The 17,005-nt window shown below is 62.4% G+C and carries 12 protein-coding genes and 1 tRNA gene; 2 read left to right on the forward strand and 11 right to left on the reverse strand.

Translation table 11 applies throughout. The annotated features are described in order from the left end of the window. Positions 1–752: 752 nt before the first annotated feature. On the reverse strand, positions 753–1,964 hold the full coding sequence (bamC, locus tag C3Y15_RS22600; protein WP_034195588.1) for an outer membrane protein assembly factor BamC: 1,212 nt from the start codon (positions 1,962–1,964) through the stop codon (positions 753–755). Between the two features lie 1,376 nt (positions 1,965–3,340). Here bamC and C3Y15_RS22605 point away from each other — a divergent pair. Beyond that, positions 3,341–5,038: an arylsulfotransferase family protein gene (locus C3Y15_RS22605; RefSeq protein ID WP_224056415.1), complete on the forward strand. Its 1,698-nt coding sequence runs from the start codon at positions 3,341–3,343 to the stop codon at positions 5,036–5,038. 514 nt (positions 5,039–5,552) lie between these two features. Here C3Y15_RS22605 and C3Y15_RS22610 read toward each other — a convergent pair. Then, positions 5,553–5,629, reverse strand: a tRNA-Pro gene (locus C3Y15_RS22610). 94 nt (positions 5,630–5,723) lie between these two features. Beyond that, a complete protein-coding gene (locus tag C3Y15_RS22615) occupies positions 5,724–6,443 on the reverse strand; it encodes a methyltransferase domain-containing protein (protein WP_011884563.1) in 720 nt (239 codons plus the stop codon). Positions 6,444–6,765: 322 nt separating this feature from the next. Here C3Y15_RS22615 and C3Y15_RS22620 point away from each other — a divergent pair, with 322 nt between their 5' ends. After that, entirely contained in the window at positions 6,766–8,976 is a 2,211-nt protein-coding gene (locus tag C3Y15_RS22620; RefSeq protein WP_059463765.1) for a hypothetical protein, read from the forward strand. Positions 8,977–9,054: 78 nt separating this feature from the next. Here C3Y15_RS22620 and C3Y15_RS22625 read toward each other — a convergent pair whose 3' ends face one another. The 8 genes from C3Y15_RS22625 to thrS form a co-directional block, all read right to left on the reverse strand. After that, complete coding sequence (locus tag C3Y15_RS22625; protein ID WP_045579208.1) at positions 9,055–9,468, reverse strand: MerR family transcriptional regulator; 414 nt, start codon at positions 9,466–9,468, stop codon at positions 9,055–9,057. A gap of 61 nt (positions 9,469–9,529) precedes the next feature. Next, entirely contained in the window at positions 9,530–9,916 is a 387-nt protein-coding gene (locus tag C3Y15_RS22630; RefSeq protein WP_011884557.1) for an integration host factor subunit alpha, read from the reverse strand. A 72-nt stretch (positions 9,917–9,988) separates the two neighbouring features. Next, positions 9,989–12,418, reverse strand: a complete 2,430-nt coding sequence (gene pheT, locus C3Y15_RS22635) for a phenylalanine--tRNA ligase subunit beta (protein WP_011884555.1) — start codon at positions 12,416–12,418, stop codon at positions 9,989–9,991. 95 nt (positions 12,419–12,513) lie between these two features. Then, positions 12,514–13,527 (reverse strand): phenylalanine--tRNA ligase subunit alpha, encoded by a 1,014-nt coding sequence (gene pheS / locus C3Y15_RS22640; RefSeq protein WP_006753318.1) that lies wholly within the window; start codon positions 13,525–13,527, stop codon positions 12,514–12,516. Positions 13,528–13,675: 148 nt separating this feature from the next. Next, entirely contained in the window at positions 13,676–14,035 is a 360-nt protein-coding gene (gene rplT, locus C3Y15_RS22645; RefSeq protein WP_004192938.1) for a 50S ribosomal protein L20, read from the reverse strand. A 30-nt stretch (positions 14,036–14,065) separates the two neighbouring features. Continuing rightward, positions 14,066–14,263 carry a 50S ribosomal protein L35 gene (rpmI, locus tag C3Y15_RS22650; protein ID WP_004191477.1) on the reverse strand — a complete coding sequence of 66 codons (198 nt, stop codon included), beginning with the start codon at positions 14,261–14,263 and terminating at the stop codon, positions 14,066–14,068. 191 nt (positions 14,264–14,454) lie between these two features. Beyond that, on the reverse strand, positions 14,455–14,979 hold the full coding sequence (gene infC, locus C3Y15_RS22655; protein WP_072465527.1) for a translation initiation factor IF-3: 525 nt from the start codon (positions 14,977–14,979) through the stop codon (positions 14,455–14,457). Between the two features lie 49 nt (positions 14,980–15,028). Further along, a complete protein-coding gene (gene thrS / locus C3Y15_RS22660; protein ID WP_011884549.1) occupies positions 15,029–16,936 on the reverse strand; it encodes a threonine--tRNA ligase in 1,908 nt (635 codons plus the stop codon). Positions 16,937–17,005: the final 69 nt, after the last annotated feature.

A 17,005-nucleotide genomic window follows, 5' to 3' on the forward strand; every position in this document is an offset into this window, starting at 1 on the left:
TAAGTCGTAAAACGTCCTTGATCATGCGCATGTTCATCCGGTGCGCGGGCATGCTGTCTCCGGCCAAAGCCGGCGAGCATAGCCCGCGTGGTTGATGTCATACGCAACGCCAATCCTGCCTTCCGGTGCGCTCGGTCACGTTCCCGAGATGACCGGTCACGTTGCCGAAATCGCCGGTCATGATCCCGAAACGGCCGGTCACGTTCGTCCGAAATACGCACCATCGCCGCGCAATTGCGCGAAAACGGCGAGCACGGTCCGCTGCCGCTCGAGCCGCAGCGCAGCGGCCTCCACCGTCACTTCTGCTGCCAAAAAAATTGCCCGCGCTTCAGACGAAGCGCGGGCAAAACCGTCGCCCTACGAGGATAGGCGACGGGGCCATCGAGATCCGCGCGCTGCGCAGATCATCATCGAATGCGCCGGCGCTCGTTGCACCGGCATATGCGGACATCGACACCGTTGGTCGGGCGCTCGCGACGCACGCCCGGCATCTGACGCCATCCTCCCTGCCCTAACGATTCCAACTTATAAAGCAGGTTGCATGCCAAGCGCGATTTGTCGCGCACACCATTGATTTTTAACTGAATTCCGGAGCATACGGAAACGATGTGGGCCATCGCGTCGCCGTAACGCGAGGATGTTACGTAACATCCCAACAGGCATCGGTCATGGCACGCATGCAGGCTTGCGGCGCGCGAACATAAAAAAAGCCCGCCGAGCGGCGGGCTTTACGAGACGGGATCTCGCGACGATCAGCGCAGCTGGTTCACGAGCAGCGCCATGATCTGCCGCGCCGGCGACGACGTATCGATCGCACCGGAATCATCGACCACGGCTACTCGCGTCTGGTCGGGCGTCAGCGCCTTCACGTTCACGCGATACTGCTTCGCCTGCTTTTCCTTCTTGCCGTGGAACAGCTGGCTCCAGAAGCCCTGCTCGGCCGCGCTCAGATCCTTCGGATCGACGTACCGGACGAAATAGAGGCCCTTCGTGCGGTCGCGATCGTCGACCGTGAAGTTCGCACGATCCAGCGCCAGGCCGACATGCAGCCACGACCGATCGTACGGCTCGCCGAGCGTGACTTCGGACGGCACCGTGCTCGTCTCGACGTCGTTCGCCTGCGATGAAGTGCGCGCGACGTTCTGCGCAGCGATCGCCGCAGCCGCGGCCTTCGCTGCGTCGGTATCGGCCTTCTTGTCCTTCACGACGACCGTGTTGTCCTTGATGTTGGCGATCGGCGGCTCGCCGTTCTTCGCCCGCTGCTCGTTCTGAGCGAGCACCGCCATCAGGCGCTTCAGGTATTCGGCCTCGAGCGCGGGATCGTTCGGCTTCGCTTCCCACTTGCTCGAATCGTTGTTCGCGCCGGTGATCGCCTCGCGCATGCCCTTCTGGCTGATGAACACGTAGGTGCCACCGTTCGGCGCGGTATCGAGGCGCGTGCGGTACTTGTTGCGCTCGGCCGTCACGTAGGAATTGCCCATCGCCTTCGAGATCACGCTGCGAATCAGGCCGTCGTTGATCTGCGGGTGGGTTTCGTTCCAGTCGGTTTCCATCACGCCCTTGTCGCGCTGATCGACGACCAGCAGGAAACCCTGCTCCTGCCAGAAGCGGCGCACCTGCGGCCAGATCTCGGCAGGCTTTCTGCCGTCGATCACGAGCCAGCTCTCGGTGCCGTCGCGCTGGATGTGCATGCCGCTGACGGCCGGTGCGACGGTGTCCGTCGGCGGCGCTGCCTGCTGCACCTGGTTGAGCGCGGACAGGGAAGTCGCGCCGCCCTGGGGCGGCAGCGAACGCTGATCGGCCGTCTCGTCGAGCATGTTGGGCGGCACTGCGAGCGACGCTTCCTTCGATTTCGAATCGCTCTTGTAGTCCACTTTCGTGGGCGACGACGTACCGCAACCGGCGACGAGCGCGCCGGCAGCGAGCACTGCAGCGAACCGCATGGTAAGACGAAGATCAGTCATGTTCGGGGAATCCTCTTCCGCTAAATCACGGCGCTTTCCGTGGATCAACCTTGCATTTTACCGGGGCTGCGCCGGGCTGTGCAAAAAAGCGACCGACAAGAAAAAACCCGCGTCAGCTTGAACTGACGCGGGTTCTTATCTGGCTGGGGCGAGAGGATTTGAACTTCCGACCACCCGGCCCCCATGCAGGCCCCAAGTCATTCCCACCGCATCACCGCCGATCCACTATTGCACACTTCTTTGATTTTAAACGACTAATTGACCACTACGGGCTCAATTGGGGCCGCTAGAATGCACGACGGGCCTCCGAAATCGTGCGAGCAAATGTGGGGGCAAAAATTTGTTCCTTGCGAAGAAAGCGACGACGGGACTCACGAGGAGAGAACGGCAACACCGACACCGGCCGCCGACCGACGACGTCTTGCCGACGGACAGGGAATCTTCGGCATCGTCCGCGCAGGTTTGAACGGGATCTCCGTGCGGTTTTCACTGCGCGACCGATCGACCGGGGCAATTCGAGAGATCCGGGAAGCGCGCGATAAGGCGCGAGCCCACATCGGTTCAGGCGAAGACCCGCTGAAGCGAAGACGAATCGGTAGACCTAAAAAGGAAGCCCACATTGAGGCCAATGCCGTTGCCTTGGAGCAGAAACTGGCGCTCCGCGCCGCGCCGGACGCGCACTCGAGTCGTACAGCGACCCGGCCGGCTTTGCCATGACCATCCGCCACTGGCGGTTCGAGCACAACGATGCGCGAGGGCCATCTACCCTTTCGGCAAGGGCACGCTGACGCTTGTCGACACCGCGTTCACCGGTAACTGCGCGATCTATGATGACGCGGCGCTCGCCCTCGGGGGCTTAATGGCAACGCGCGAGCGTTCTTCCCCCGTCCGCAACGAGGCCGCGCGCGACGGCGCTGCAGCTTACCGCGGACTACGGTTCGCTCGTGTCGTTCGACGCGACGCGGTTCCAGTCCAACGGGGCGCGCGACAAGCGGCCCCCGTCTACATGATCAGCCCTGCATCGCAGATGCGAGCGACCAGCGTCACGGTGATGAAGAGCCTGTTCCGGGGCAGCAAGGCTCGCGCCGGCGCGAGCATCTACACCCTCGACGTGGGTACCTCGCGGTCGCGGACAAGGAGTACCCGTCCGGCTCGCTTTACCGGCCGAAAAGCTGAAGCAGGCCGTCGGGCCTTTTCGTATCGCGAGTTGGAATTCGTTTCATTCGATACGGTGCGCGTGGCAATGATAAGCGCCTGATCTATCAGGCGCTCGACCGAGAGCCCGCATGTGGCGACAGCGATGGGCCGATGGCACAACGGGGCGGTCAGGCGGCTTGCGTACGCATCGCCGTCAGGCATTGGACGCTCCGATTTTCATGAAAACACTGAAGGGGGATTCAATGAGACGGAAATATTTTCACCAGAAACTGACGCGCCTGAATTGCAAGATTAAAGGTATTGGACGGGCGGCGTTACCGGTTTTATTGTCGAGCGCGATAACCGGATGTGGTGGTGACGACAATGTCACATCGCAGGTTTTCTCGTGTGCCACCGACGTCTATCCATCGAATACCGGGGCTACCACGCCAGCCCCCATTCTGGCATCCCCTCAAGTCTGGAGCTTTGTTAGCGCGCCAAATCTGCACCCGATGAAAGTGAATGTTAACTACTCCGATCCCGCGCAACTGGCCGAGGGATTGATTTTCAATTCACCTTATACGGGCTCGAATACCGCAATGTATGGGCAGAATGGCGCGTTAATTGCCGACAATGCCGGAAACCCGGTGTGGTTTAACGCATTGAATAGCGTAAGCCTGATGAATTTTGATTTTCGCGTCCAGCAATACTTTGGCATGCCGGTCTTGACTTTCTGGCAAGGCACCGTTGCTACGCCGCCCGCCTACACCAACTTGCCGTCCGGCGCAGCAGAGCCGGGAGCATGTTATTACATCGTCAATAACCGTTACCAGACAATAAAAACCGTTTCCGCACGCAATGGCTTTGTTGCCGACAATCACGAATTTCTGATTACGCCGAACAATACTGGACTATTCCTGGCAACCAAGGTGGTTCCCATGGATTTGACGCCATATGGCGGACCGAAAAATGGGGCAATCCACGATTTTTCCATTCAGGAAGTAGATCTGACCACAAATGAGTTGGTCTTTTTTTGGGACGCGAAGGACCACATCGCGTTGGAAAGCTCGCATCTCCCGGCCTCGACTGCCACCGCCACCAGTAATGTCTGGGACCCTTACCACCTGAATTCATTGGATCTTGTGGCAAACAATAACAACGATATCGTGTTCTCGGCCCGCAGCACCTGGACGGTTTATCGCCTGCACAAGCCCACGGGTGAATTTGTCTGGAAGCTGGCTGGAGACGGAAGCGGAGATTTCAAGATTCCCGCGGGTAATGCGCAATTTTCATGGCAACATGATGCCCGCTATATCTCCGATAATGTAATCAGCATGTTTGATGATGCTTGCGATGATTGTTATGCATCAATTCCGCCAGGAACCGCACCTTCACATGGCCTGGTGCTGAATCTCGATTTCAACAACATGGTCGCAACGGCACAGACGTCGTACTACCACAATCCAAACCTCTTCTCCTCCGCGCAAGGAAACATGCAATGGCTGGGAAACGGCAATAAATTTATCGGCTGGGGGAACGGGTATTACACTGAATTTGCGCAGCCCGGTAACACTGAATTAATGCCTGCGACCAGCACACTGTATGACGTAAAAATGGCTGGCGACAATATCTCGTACCGGACGTATCGGCAGGCGTGGGTGGCTACGCCATATTATCCGCCAAGCGTAACGGTCGCAGCTGGTAACAGCGGCCCGGCCGTATATGCTTCGTGGAACGGTTCAACGGAAACGAGATCTTGGCAAGTATACGCCGGTGCTGCCGCGAATAATTTGAGACTCATAGCCAGCAGCGCGAAAACCGGTTTTGAGACGAAAATTCCCTTGACCGGGAATAGCTATGCTTATGTTCAAGTCAAGGCGATCGACAACGCTGGCGCAATTATCGGGGTCTCTGATATTAAAAATATATTCAAATAAAGCGGTTATTGGAAATCCCGGTCCTCAATAAGTGGATCCCCGGCAGAATCTGGCAACGACGCCGCAAGACGCAGTAAGCGGCGACTCCTGCCGCGGTCGGCATGGACGCGATGTCAGCATCGGTGTGATCGCAGTGAGCACCGCACTGGTGGCCGGCGCGCGGTCAGTGAGGCAGCCGTTCTAGGCTGTGCCGCGGCCCGCTGCGGCACAGCGAACTGAACGACAGCAGATTCGGGACGTCGGTCCACACCTCCGCCAGAGAATCTGCCGGATCGACGAGTCGAGTACGTGTGAGCTGCTCTGTAGCACGACATGACGCTCACCGAACCGCTTGCGTCGACACCGAGCGATGGCCGCAGACCCAGAGAACGAAACGGCACGGATGCTGCGCGCCCGCGGACAATTCCCCGCGGCTCCCCCGAAAGCCATCCGTCTTGCGAAGCAAACCTTGGGGCAAAAAATCCGCCCCAAATGGAAAAGGCCTTACAAGCATTGCTTGTAAGGCCTTGATTCCTGGTCGGGGCGAGAGGATTTGAACCTCCGACCACCTGCACCCCATGCAGGTACGCTACCAGGCTGCGCTACGCCCCGAAAGAACGAAATTATAACAGACAGTTCTTCGGTTTTGAACGGGTCGCATGCATTTTGTGAAGTCCGCACGAAATTTCCTGCCACACGATCCGCCTCACGCGTCGCGCTTGCGCGCGATACACACCACCGTGAGTCCTGCGAGCCGGTTGAACGGGAACATCGGCAACTCCGCCCGGCAGATCAGCTTGAGCAGACCGTTGACGACCGGATGATGGCGGCGCAATTGCGACGCGGGTTCGCGTGCGCGCCGCTGCATGCGCTCGCTCAACCGTAACGCGGCCGCAAGCGGAAACGTCAGGCCGAAATAGTACGCGCTGCGCTCGACGTCGAGCCCGGCGCGACGAGCGACGTCCTCGAGACCCTCGAGCGTATAGCGGCGCTTGTGCTCGAGAAAATCGTCATGCGCGCTCCAGAGGAACTGGAACGCGGGAACGGTGATCAGGAAGCGGCTGCCGCCCGGCGCGCCGGCCACGTAGTGCGCCAGCAGCCCGACATCGTCGTCGACGTGCTCGAGGACATCCATCAGCAACACGAGATCGGCGTCGCACCGATCGACGGCTCGCCGAAAGTGAACGGGCTTGCCCGCGGCCTCGCCGTCTGAATCGTCGACGTAGCTGGTGTCGACGCACCAAGCCTCCGTGGCCCGCGTGCGTTCGAGCAAGTGCCTGGAAAAGAATCCGGAGCCTGCGCCGACGTCGAGGATCCGCTTCGCGTCGCGCGTGCCGAGGAAGCGGCGGATCGCCGCTGCCTTCGACGCGTAGTACCAGTGATCGCCGACATCGGCTCCCAATACGTCGAGTTCCTTCAAATCCATGACGCCCCCCGTGTCGGCCACCATGCTTTGATTTCTACGGCTCCTGATCGCGATCTTACCGCGCCGCGCCGGCCGAACGCGCGCCAATGTGACGCGGACCACCGGTCGCCCACAGGTCGGGCCGAAAACCAAACGGCCGTTTGACCGCACCGCCCCACCGGCCCGAATCCATTGCGCCGTCGCGCATCGTGCACTGCGGCATACGCCGTCGCTGTTTGGTTACGCCGCTCTAGCGCGCTATGACACACTGCTCGGCATCGACGGACGCGCGTTGCACTGACGGCGCGCCCTCGTCGATCACGACAAGACATGGAGACAGACGATGCGGAATGCGGTCCGGCGCGGCCATCGCTCGCCTTTGGCAATTTTCGACTGGAGGTCCGGCTCGCGGCACGCGGCCGGTCGTGCGTTGCACGGTGCGTCCCGTGCGCTCGGCGGCGCAATGCTGGCCGTCGCATTGGTCTGTGCCGGATGCGCGGAACCGGCCACGCAGCGCGACGGCAATGCGTCGACCGCCTCGACGCGAATCGAGCGCAGCAAGGCCGAGCGCCTCGCCCGCGAGCAGCAGATCGCGCGCACCGTGCCTTCGCTCGCATCGCTCAGCCTCACGCAACCGCGCCCGTTCACGCTGCGCGACTCCGGCCAGAGCGGCGCGATGACGTTCCTGCGCGACGTCGATTTCCGGATCGTCAACGACCTCGGCTTCTTCGTGCACCAGCTGTCCGCCACGCTCGTCCCGACGCAAGCGGGCGCGCCGATCGTGTTCGACGATCCGACCAGCTTCGAGATCGACGTTCACGAAGGCACGGTTACGCTCGACAACGCGAAGCTGACCGCCCTCTTCGACACCTACATCTTCGGTTACCGCAACGCGCCGCTGCGCAAGCTCGCGGTATCGGCCGGCGACGGCGTGATCCATCTGCAAGGCGAGATGCAGCGCGACGGCTGGGTGCCGTTCTCGCTGACCGGCACGCTCTCGATCCGCGACGGCAGCCAGCTCGTGTTCCACCCGACCGGCGTGCGCGTGTCGGGCCTCAACGCGCAGCCGGTGATGCGCGCGGCGAACGTGAAGATGGCCGACCTGCTGAAGATCGAGACACCGATCGCACACCTGGCCGGCGACGATCTCGTGATGTCGGTCGACAAGCTGATGCCGCCGCCGCGGCTGAAAATCACGATCACCGCGCTGCGCGTGACGCCGGCCGGCCTCGATCTGACGCTCGACGACGGCTCGCATGCCGGCTTCGCGCTGCCGCCGAATGCGTCGCAACAGGCGATGTACATCCGCGGCGGCGACGTGAAGTTCATGCGCTCGATGCCGATGAACGCGGACATCCTGATCGGCCCCGTCGATTCGACGACGCGTGATCGCAATTTCGTGTTCGACCTGTATCACTATCGCGATCAGGTGTCGGCCGGTTACTTCAACTTCGACGAAAGCGGTGCAATGACGATCCGGATGCCGTCCTATGCCGGGCCGGCCGGCAGCGCGGCGCTCGGTAGTGCGGCCGCGCGGCTGAACGACCGCTTCCTGGCCGCGCAGCAAAGCGCGCTGCGCGACGCGCGCGAACACTGGGAAGCGTCCGCGCTGGCCGCGAACGCACCGCCGGCCGGCATGCGCAAGGTCGCGATGCGGCGCACCTCGACCACCCCGTTCAACGAACGCCACGTATCGAACCGCAACCCGACGATCCATCTGCACAACGTCGACTTCAACCTGTCCGGGGACATCGGTTTCCACGTCGAGGATCTCGACGTCCAGCTCGTTGCGAAACGGGCCGGCGATCCGGTCGATCTCGACGATCCGAATCAGTACGACATCCGCATTCTCGGCGGAACGGTCGTCGAGTCGTGGAAGGCGATGTCCGCGCTCTTCAACAACTATCTGCTCGACTACTCGCCGCGCTCGCTGAACGACCTGCAACTGAGCGCGCAAGGCCAGGACCTGCGCGTGCGCGGCGGCATCAAGCTGTGGAATCACGTGCCCGGCGTATGGCTGCCCACCGACATGACCGGCTCGCTGGCGGTGCTGGACGACCGGCACCTCACATTCAAGCCGACGCAGGTGTCGGTGGTCGGCATCCCGCAGGCGAAGCTGCTGCGCGCGCTCGGCATCGAGCTGGCGTCGCTGACGCCGCTGCGCCGCCGCGGCGCGGAGCTGCGCGGCGATACGCTCGTGCTGGACCAGTACACCGTGTTCCCGCCGCCGCTGCTCGACGGCAAGCTCGCCAAGGCGACGGTCGAATCCGACGGTCTGCGCCTGACGTTCCGGCGCGTCGCCGACGCGCCGCTGCCGAAGCGGCCGCAGATCGACGCACGCAGCTACATGTGGATGGAAGGCGGCGACATGAAGATGTTCAACGTGCTCGAACTGAACGTGCGCGCGTTGATCCGCAATTCCGCCGCATCCGGCCCGATGCGTTTCGACCTGTACGATTACCGCAGCCAGGTCGCACAAGGATCGGTGCGGATGCTGCCGGACGGCACGCTGGTGGTCGACATGGGCAAGCCGAATCCGCTCGCCGCGCGCTGACACGCACGGGCGGCGGCCATGAAAAATGCCCGGTGACGCAGCGCCAACCGGGCATTTCATTTGCCGACCAATCTGCGGTCAGTCGTGTTTCAGTCCGTCGATCACGTCGAGGAGCGCTTGCCGCAATGCGGCCACGTCGACCGCCCCACCGGCCTCACCCGCAGCCTGTACGTCGGCGACGCGCTCGTCGCCCGCGGGCGCTGCCCCGGCGCCGCGTTCGCCGCCCGGCGAATCGAGGCGATTGCGCGCGCCGTTGATCGTGAACCCCTGTTCGTACAGCAGCTCGCGAATCCGCCGAATCAGCAGCACTTCGTGATGCTGGTAATACCGGCGGTTACCGCGCCGCTTCACCGGCCGCAACTGCGTGAACTCCTGTTCCCAGTAGCGCAGCACATGCGGCTTGACCCCGCACAGCTCGCTGACTTCGCCGATCGTGAAGTAGCGCTTCGCGGGAATCGGAGGCAGGACGACTTTCTCAACCGTGTTGGTCATCGTCGGTTAACCGTCGGTAAAGGACGCGCGGCGGCCGCGCGGGGACATCGGCGCGCGGGCGTTACTCCGCGCCGTTTTCGACCAGCGCCTTCAGCTTCTGGCTCGCGTGGAACGTGACCACGCGACGGGCCGCGATCGGAATCGCCTCGCCCGTTTTCGGGTTGCGCCCCGGACGCTGCGGCTTGTCGCGCAGCTGGAAATTGCCGAAGCCCGACAGCTTGACGCTTTCGCCGTTCTCCAGCGCGTCGCGAATCACTTCGAAAAACGCCTCGACCATGTCCTTCGCTTCACGCTTGTTCAGCCCGACGCTGTCGAACAGCAGCTCCGCCAGCTCCGCTTTCGTCAGCGTGGGCGTCTCGGCGGACACCGGCGCGGACGCGTCGCGGTTCATGGCGCTGCGTTGCGCCGTCAGGAGGGCTTCGAATTCACTCGAGGTCATGTCGTTCATATCTGCGATACAGCGCGTTAAATCAAAACTTGCGATGGGGAAAAACCACCCGCGAACGGGTGGCCCCTCTCCTTAGCCGCGCAGGCGGGCGCCCACGCGAGCCATCCGCTCGACCAGCGTGTGGATCGCCTGATCGACGACCTCGTCCTGCAGCGTGCCGGCCGCGTCCTGCAGCGTCACGCGGAAGGCCAGGCTTTTCTCATGCGCCGCAAGACCACCGGAAGTGTTTGATTTTGCACGAAATTCGTCGAAGAGTACAACCTTCTGAACGAATCGGCACGCGTCCTCGGCCAGCGCCTTCTTCATTTCGTCGAAAAGCGCCTGAACCTCGACCGCCTGATCGACGACGACGGCGATGTCGCGCCGCACCGGCGGGAACTTCGACACGTCGGTCGGCGCCGGCAACGCACGCGCCATCAGCGCCTCCGTATCGATCTCGAACATCACCGGCGCGTGCGGCAGCTCGTATTTCTGCATCAGGCGCGGATGCAGCTCGCCGATCCAGCCCACCGCGCAACCGTCGATTTCGATGCGTGCGCTGCGTCCCGGATGCAGGGCCGGATGCTCGGCCTTCACGAAGCGCGCGACGGCGGGCGCGAGCAACGCCTCGAGATCGCCCTTCACGTCGAAGAAGTCGACCGCGCGCGTCGCGACGCCCCACTGTTCGTCGAGCGCCGGGCCGTAAGCGAGCGCACCGACGCGCTTCGGCTGCGAATAGCCTTCGACGGTCAGCTCGCCGGCCTTCGCCGACGGGTCGGTCAGGAACACGCGGCCCGCCTCGAACACCCGCACGCGATCGGCGCGACGATTCAGGTTGTGGCGCAGCACCGAGATCAGGCTGCCGAACAGCGTCGTGCGCATCACCGACAGCTGGCTCGCGATCGGATTCAGCAAGCGGATCGGATTGTCGTTGCCGGCGAAATCGTGCTCCCACTCGGCATCGACGAAGCTGAAGTTCACCGTTTCCGCGTAGTCGCGCGCGGCGAGCGCATGACGGATGTCGTGGATCGAACGCTGCGTCTCGTTGGTCGCGCGCATCTCGCTCGTCGCGACCGGCGGACGCGCCGGGATTTTCTCGAAGCCGTAGATGCGCGCCACTTCCTCGATCAGGTCCTCCTCGATCTCGATGTCGAAGCGGTGCGACGGCGGCGTGACGAGGAACGCATCGTCGTCACGTTCGAACGGCAGGCCGAGGCGCGTGAAGATGTTGGCGATCTCGTCGGCGTCGATCTTCACGCCGATGATCCGGTTCGCGCGCGACACGCGCATCTTCACCGGCGCGCGCTGCGGCAGGTTCACGGCCTGATCGTCGACCGGGCCGGCCTTGCCGCCGCAGATCTCGAGAATCAGCTGCGTGATGCGCTCGACGTGCTCGACGGTCGTCGCGTAGTCGACGCCGCGTTCGAAGCGATGCGCGGCATCGGTCGAGAAGTTGTACTTGCGCGCGCGGCCGCGGATGCTGTCGGGCCACCAGAACGCGGCTTCCAGATAGATGTTGGTCGTATCGAGCGTGACGGCCGTGCTGTCGCCGCCCATGATGCCCGCGAGGCTTTCGACCTGACGGTCGTCGGCGATCACGCCGACCGTTTCGTCGAGCTCGACCGTGTTGCCGTTCAGCAGCTTCAGCGATTCGCCGCGCTTGCCCCAGCGCACTTCGATGCCGCCGTGAATCTTGTCCAGATCGAACACGTGCGACGGGCGGCCGAGTTCGAACATCACGTAGTTCGAGATGTCGACGAGTGCCGACACGCTGCGCTGACCCGCGCGCTCGAGGCGCTCGACCATCCATTGCGGCGTCTTCGCGCGCGCGTTCACGCCGCGGATCACGCGGCCGGAGAAACGGCCGCACAGATCGGGCGCGGCGATGCGCACCGGCAGCGTTTCGTCGAGTTCGACGTGCGCCGGCTTGATGTCGATCGGCGTCAGCGGCGCGCCGGTGATCGCGGCCGTCTCGCGCGCGATACCGAACACCGACAGGCAATCGGCCTTGTTCGGCGTCAGCTTGATTTCGAAGATCGTGTCGTCGAGGTTCAGCGTGTCGCGGATGTCCTGGCCGACCGGCGTGTCTTCCGGCAGGATCAGCAGGCCGCTGTGGTCCTCGGACAGCTTCAGCTCGCGCGCCGAGCACAGCATCCCCTGGCTCTCGACGCCGCGCAGCTTCGACAGCTTGATCGCGAACGGCTTGCCGCCCTCTTCGGCCGGCGGCAGCTCGGCGCCGACCAGCGCGACCGGCACCTTGATGCCGGGCGCGACGTTGGGCGCGCCGCAGACGATGTTCAGCGTCGCGCCGGTGCCGGCGTCGACCTGGCAGACATTGAGCTTGTCCGCATCCGGATGCTTGACGACTTCGAGCACGCGGCCGACGACGATCTTCGACGTCGGCGGCGCAGCCTTGCTCAGCGACTCGACTTCGAGCCCCGCCATCGTCAGCGCGTGCGACAGTTCGTCGGTCGTCAGCTGCGGGTCGACAAAGGTTCTCAACCAGGATTCAGGGAATTGCATGGATGTCTACGTTCGAAACAGGTTAGATCGACGCCCGGGCCCCGGTGGAACGTCCGGCGGGGCGAGCGCGGGCACATGTCGGCACGGCGCGTGCGTCAGGCGAACTGGCGCAGGAAACGCAGATCGTTCTCGAAGAACAGCCGGAGATCCTGCACGCCGTAGCGCAGCATCGTCAGGCGCTCGAGGCCGCTGCCGAACGCAAAGCCGATATAGCGCTCGGGATCGAGCCCCATGTTGCGGATCACGGTCGGATGCACCTGCCCCGAGCCGGAGATCTCGAGCCATTTGCCGGCGTTCTTGCCGTGCTCGAACATCATGTCGATCTCGGCCGACGGTTCCGTGAACGGGAAATACGACGGGCGGAAGCGCACGAGGATGTCGTCGCGCTCGAAGAATTTCTTCAGGAAATCGGTATAGACGCCCTTGAGGTCGGCGAAGCTGATGTTCTCGTCGATCCACAGCCCCTCGACCTGATTGAACATCGGCGAGTGGGTTGCATCGCTGTCGACGCGATACGTGCGGCCCGGTGCGATCACCTTGATCGGCGGGCGGTTCATGCGCGCATATCGCACCTGCATCGGGCTCGTGTGCGTGCGCAGCAGCAACTGGCGGCCGTCGGCGTCCTTGCCTTCGACGTAGAAGGTGTCCTGCATCGAACGCGCCGGATGGTTCTCCGGGCTGTTCAGCGACGTGAAGTTGTACCAGTCGGTCTCGATCTCGGGACCGTCGGCCACGTCGAAGCCGATCGAGCGGAAAATCTGTTCGACGCGCTCCCACGTGCGCATCACCGGATGCAGGCTGCCTGCACCGGCGCCGCGGCCCGGCAGCGTGACGTCGATCGCCTCGGCGGCGAGTCGCTGGTTCAACAGCGCATCGGCGAGCGCCTGGCGACGCGCGGTCAGCGCGGCTTCAACCTGCTGCTTCGCGACGTTGATGCGGGCGCCTTCGGTCTTGCGTGCTTCGGGATCGAGCTTGCCGAGGCCCTTGAGCAACTCGGTCAGCGCACCCGACTTGCCGAGAAATCGGGCTTTCTCGTTTTCGAGCGTGGTGATGTCGGCAGCCTGTTCGAAGGACTGCTGCGCGTCGGCGACAATCTGGTCCAGATCCATAGATCCCATCATTTCCAACGTCATTCGGTCTCGGCGAGCAAATCTGCCCGCCAAACAAAAAAGGGGCTCGGAAGAGCCCCGTTTTCGCTGCAGCGGCCGAAACTACCGGAACATCGCTGCAACTAACCACGCAGTGCTAATTTCGCAATTAGGCTGCAACGGCGGCTTTCACCTGCTTGACGATCGCAGCAAAAGCAGCCTTGTCGAACACCGCCATGTCGGCCAGCACCTTACGGTCGAGTTCGATCGACGCCTTCTTCAGGCCGTTGATGAACACGCTGTAGGTCATGTCGTGCTGGCGAACTGCCGCGTTGATACGCGTGATCCACAGTGCGCGGAACACACGCTTCTTGTTGCGGCGATCGCGGTACGCGTACTGGCCAGCGCGCATCACCGCCTGCTTGGCGATGCGGTAGACGTTATTGCGACGGCCGCGATAACCCTTGGCCAGGTTGATGATCTTCTTGTGACGGGCCCGTGCGGTTACCCCACGTTTGACTCGAGGCATGTTTCGCTCCTTAGAGTATCAGTTGAGGGGTTACGCGAACGGCAGCATCGCGCGGACGGAGTTCAGATCGGAATCATGAACTGCCGTTGCGCCGCGCAGGTGACGCTTGTTCTTCGTGGTTTTCTTGGTCAGGATGTGGCGCTTGAAGGCTTGACCGCGCTTGACGGTACCGCCCGGACGCACCACGAAGCGCTTTGCAGCACTCTTCTTGGTCTTCATCTTAGGCATGACGAATAACTCCAGTTTATTTGATGGCGATGGGTGTGCGGTTGGCTTGCGCCCTCGACCCGCCCTTCGAAACCCAGTCCACTTGTGTACGGCGAACCGCTCGCGCAGCCGCCGTCATCGTTGGCGCGCCGCCCTGACCGGGCCACGCGCCGAACCACTTGCCGAACCTGCGCGACCAGCGCGCGGGCTCGTTACTTCTTTTTCTTCGGGGAGAGCACCATGATCATCTGGCGCCCTTCCATCTTCGGCATCTGCTCGACCTGACCGACTTCCTCGAGATCCGTGCGCAGACGCTCCAGCATCCGCATACCGATCTCCTGGTGAGCCATTTCACGGCCGCGGAAACGCAACGTGATCTTCGTCTTGTCGCCCTCTTCGAGGAAGCGCAGAAGGTTGCGAAGCTTGACGTTGTAGTCACCGTCATCGGTACCCGGGCGGAATTTGACTTCCTTCACCTGGATGACCTTCTGCTTCAGCTTCGCTTCGTGCTGCTTCTTGGACTCCTGATACTTGAACTTGCCGTAATCCATCAGGCGGCAGACCGGCGGAACCGCTTGCGGCGCGATTTCCACGAGGTCAACGTCCAACTCTTCCGATTTACGGAAAGCATCAGCGAGTTTCACGATACCGAGCGGTTCGTTCTCGATCCCGACCAGACGCACTTCCGGCGCAGTGATTTCACCGTTGATGCGATGCGACGACTTATCAGTAGCGATGTTACGTTTCCTCTAAAAATTAAAAAAACGAGCCGCGCTGCCAGGGCGGTTACTTGAACGAGCGCAGGTCTTCCTGCAGACGCTCAACGAAGGCTTCGACCGGCATAACGCCAAGATCGACGCCGCCACGGGCACGCACGGCTACCGTTTGCGCATCACGCTCCTTATCGCCCACGACGAGGAGATAAGGCACCTTTTCCAGCGTGTGCTCGCGTATTTTATAGCTAATCTTCTCGTTGCGCAAATCTGCCGCCACCCTAACCCCTTGTTTTTGCAACGTTTGGGCCAGAGATTGCGCATATTCGGCCTGACTTTCGGCGATATTGAGCACAATTGCCTGGAACGGCGCGAGCCAGACCGGCATCGCGCCGGCGTGGTGCTCGATCAGAATGCCCAGGAAACGCTCCATCGAACCGACGATCGCACGGTGCAGCATCACCGGCCGGCGGCGGCTGTTGTCTTCCGCGACGTACTCGGCGCCGAGGCGCTCCGGCAGCACCATATCGAGCTGCAGCGTGCCGCATTGCCAAGAACGGCCGAGCGCATCCTTGATGTGGTACTCGATCTTCGGGCCGTAGAACGCGCCCTCGCCCGGCAACTCTTGCCACGTCAGGCCGCACGCGGTCAGCGCATCGCGCAGCCCCTGCTCGGCGCGATCCCAGGTTTCATCGGTGCCCGCGCGCTGCTCGGGGCGCAGCGACAGCTTGATGTCGATGTGCTCGAAGCCAAAGTCCTTGTACACGCTCATCGCCAGCGTGTTGAACGCGATCGACTCCGCGATGAACTGATCTTCGGTACAGAAGATGTGCGCATCGTCCTGCACGAAGCCGCGCACGCGCATCAGCCCGTGCAGCGCGCCCGACGCCTCGTTGCGATGGCACGAACCGAATTCGGCATAACGCAGCGGCAGGTCGCGGTACGAGCGCAGCCCATGCTTGAACACCTGCACGTGACCCGGACAGTTCATCGGCTTGATCGCGTAGTCGCGCTTCTCCGACTCCGTCGTGAACATGTTCTCGCGGTAGTTCTGCCAGTGGCCCGACGCTTCCCACAGCGAGCGGTCCATGATCATCGGCGTCTTGATCTCGAGATAGCCGGCATCGTTCACTCGGCGACGCATGTACTGCTCGACCTGCTGCCACAGCGCCCAGCCCTTCGGATGCCAGAACACCATGCCCGGCGACTCTTCCTGCATGTGGAACAGATCCAGCTGCTTGCCGAGCTTGCGGTGGTCGCGCTTTTCCGCCTCCTCAAGCATGTGCAGGTACTGATCCTGGTCTTCCTTCTTCGTCCAGGCCGTGCCGTAGATGCGCTGCAGCTGCTCGTTCTTGGAATCGCCGCGCCAGTACGCGCCGGCGACCTTCATCAGCTTGAAGACCTTCAGCTTCCCGGTCGACGGCACGTGCGGGCCACGACAGAGATCGGTGAAGCCGCCGTGCGAGTAGAGCTTGATTTCGTCGCTTTGCGGAATCGATTCGATGATCTCGGCCTTGTACTTCTCGCCGATGCTGCGGAAATAGCCGGCCGCCTCGTCGCGCGACACCACGCGGCGCGTCACCGGCTCATCCTTCTTCGCGAGCTCCTGCATGCGCTTTTCGATCTTTTCGAGATCTTCGGGCGTAAACGGACGGTTGTACGCGAAGTCGTAATAGAAGCCGTTGTCGATGACCGGCCCGATCGTCACCTGCGCTTCCGGATACAGCTCCTTCACCGCGTATGCGAGCAAGTGGGCGGTCGAGTGACGGATGATGTCGAGACCGTCGGCATCCTTGTCGGTGACGATCGCGAGCGATGCATCGCGATCGATGACCGTGGACGTGTCGACGAGCTCGCCGTCGAGCTTGCCACCAAGCGCAGCCTTCGCAAGGCCGGGACCGATCGAGGCCGCAACCTCGGCAACTGTCACCGGATGCTCGTATTGTCGAACTGAGCCGTCAGGCAAGCGTATCGAAACCATGGCAATCTCCGTGATGCCGACAGTGGGCGGCAAACCAGGCACGCAACCTCAAAGTCACGCGCGGAATTT

The organism is Burkholderia sp. B10 (genome assembly GCF_004368385.1).
Taxonomy (GTDB): domain Bacteria; phylum Pseudomonadota; class Gammaproteobacteria; order Burkholderiales; family Burkholderiaceae; genus Burkholderia; species Burkholderia vietnamiensis.

Bases quoted from the DNA above. Each gene is read 5' to 3' on its own strand.
- C3Y15_RS22615 (WP_011884563.1), bottom strand. From the start codon at position 6,443: ATGGATTTGAAGGAACTCGACGTATTGGGAGCCGATGTCGGCGATCAC.
- pheS (WP_006753318.1), bottom strand. From the start codon at position 13,527: ATGGATCTGGACCAGATTGTCGCCGACGCGCAGCAGTCCTTCGAACAG.
- bamC (WP_034195588.1), bottom strand. From the start codon at position 1,964: ATGACTGATCTTCGTCTTACCATGCGGTTCGCTGCAGTGCTCGCTGCC.
- C3Y15_RS22630 (WP_011884557.1), bottom strand. From the start codon at position 9,916: ATGAACGACATGACCTCGAGTGAATTCGAAGCCCTCCTGACGGCGCAA.
- rplT (WP_004192938.1), bottom strand. From the start codon at position 14,035: ATGCCTCGAGTCAAACGTGGGGTAACCGCACGGGCCCGTCACAAGAAG.
- thrS (WP_011884549.1), bottom strand. From the start codon at position 16,936: ATGGTTTCGATACGCTTGCCTGACGGCTCAGTTCGACAATACGAGCAT.
- rpmI (WP_004191477.1), bottom strand. From the start codon at position 14,263: ATGCCTAAGATGAAGACCAAGAAGAGTGCTGCAAAGCGCTTCGTGGTG.
- C3Y15_RS22605 (WP_224056415.1), top strand. From the start codon at position 3,341: ATGAAAACACTGAAGGGGGATTCAATGAGACGGAAATATTTTCACCAG.
- C3Y15_RS22620 (WP_059463765.1), top strand. From the start codon at position 6,766: ATGCGGAATGCGGTCCGGCGCGGCCATCGCTCGCCTTTGGCAATTTTC.
- C3Y15_RS22625 (WP_045579208.1), bottom strand. From the start codon at position 9,468: ATGACCAACACGGTTGAGAAAGTCGTCCTGCCTCCGATTCCCGCGAAG.
- pheT (WP_011884555.1), bottom strand. From the start codon at position 12,418: ATGCAATTCCCTGAATCCTGGTTGAGAACCTTTGTCGACCCGCAGCTG.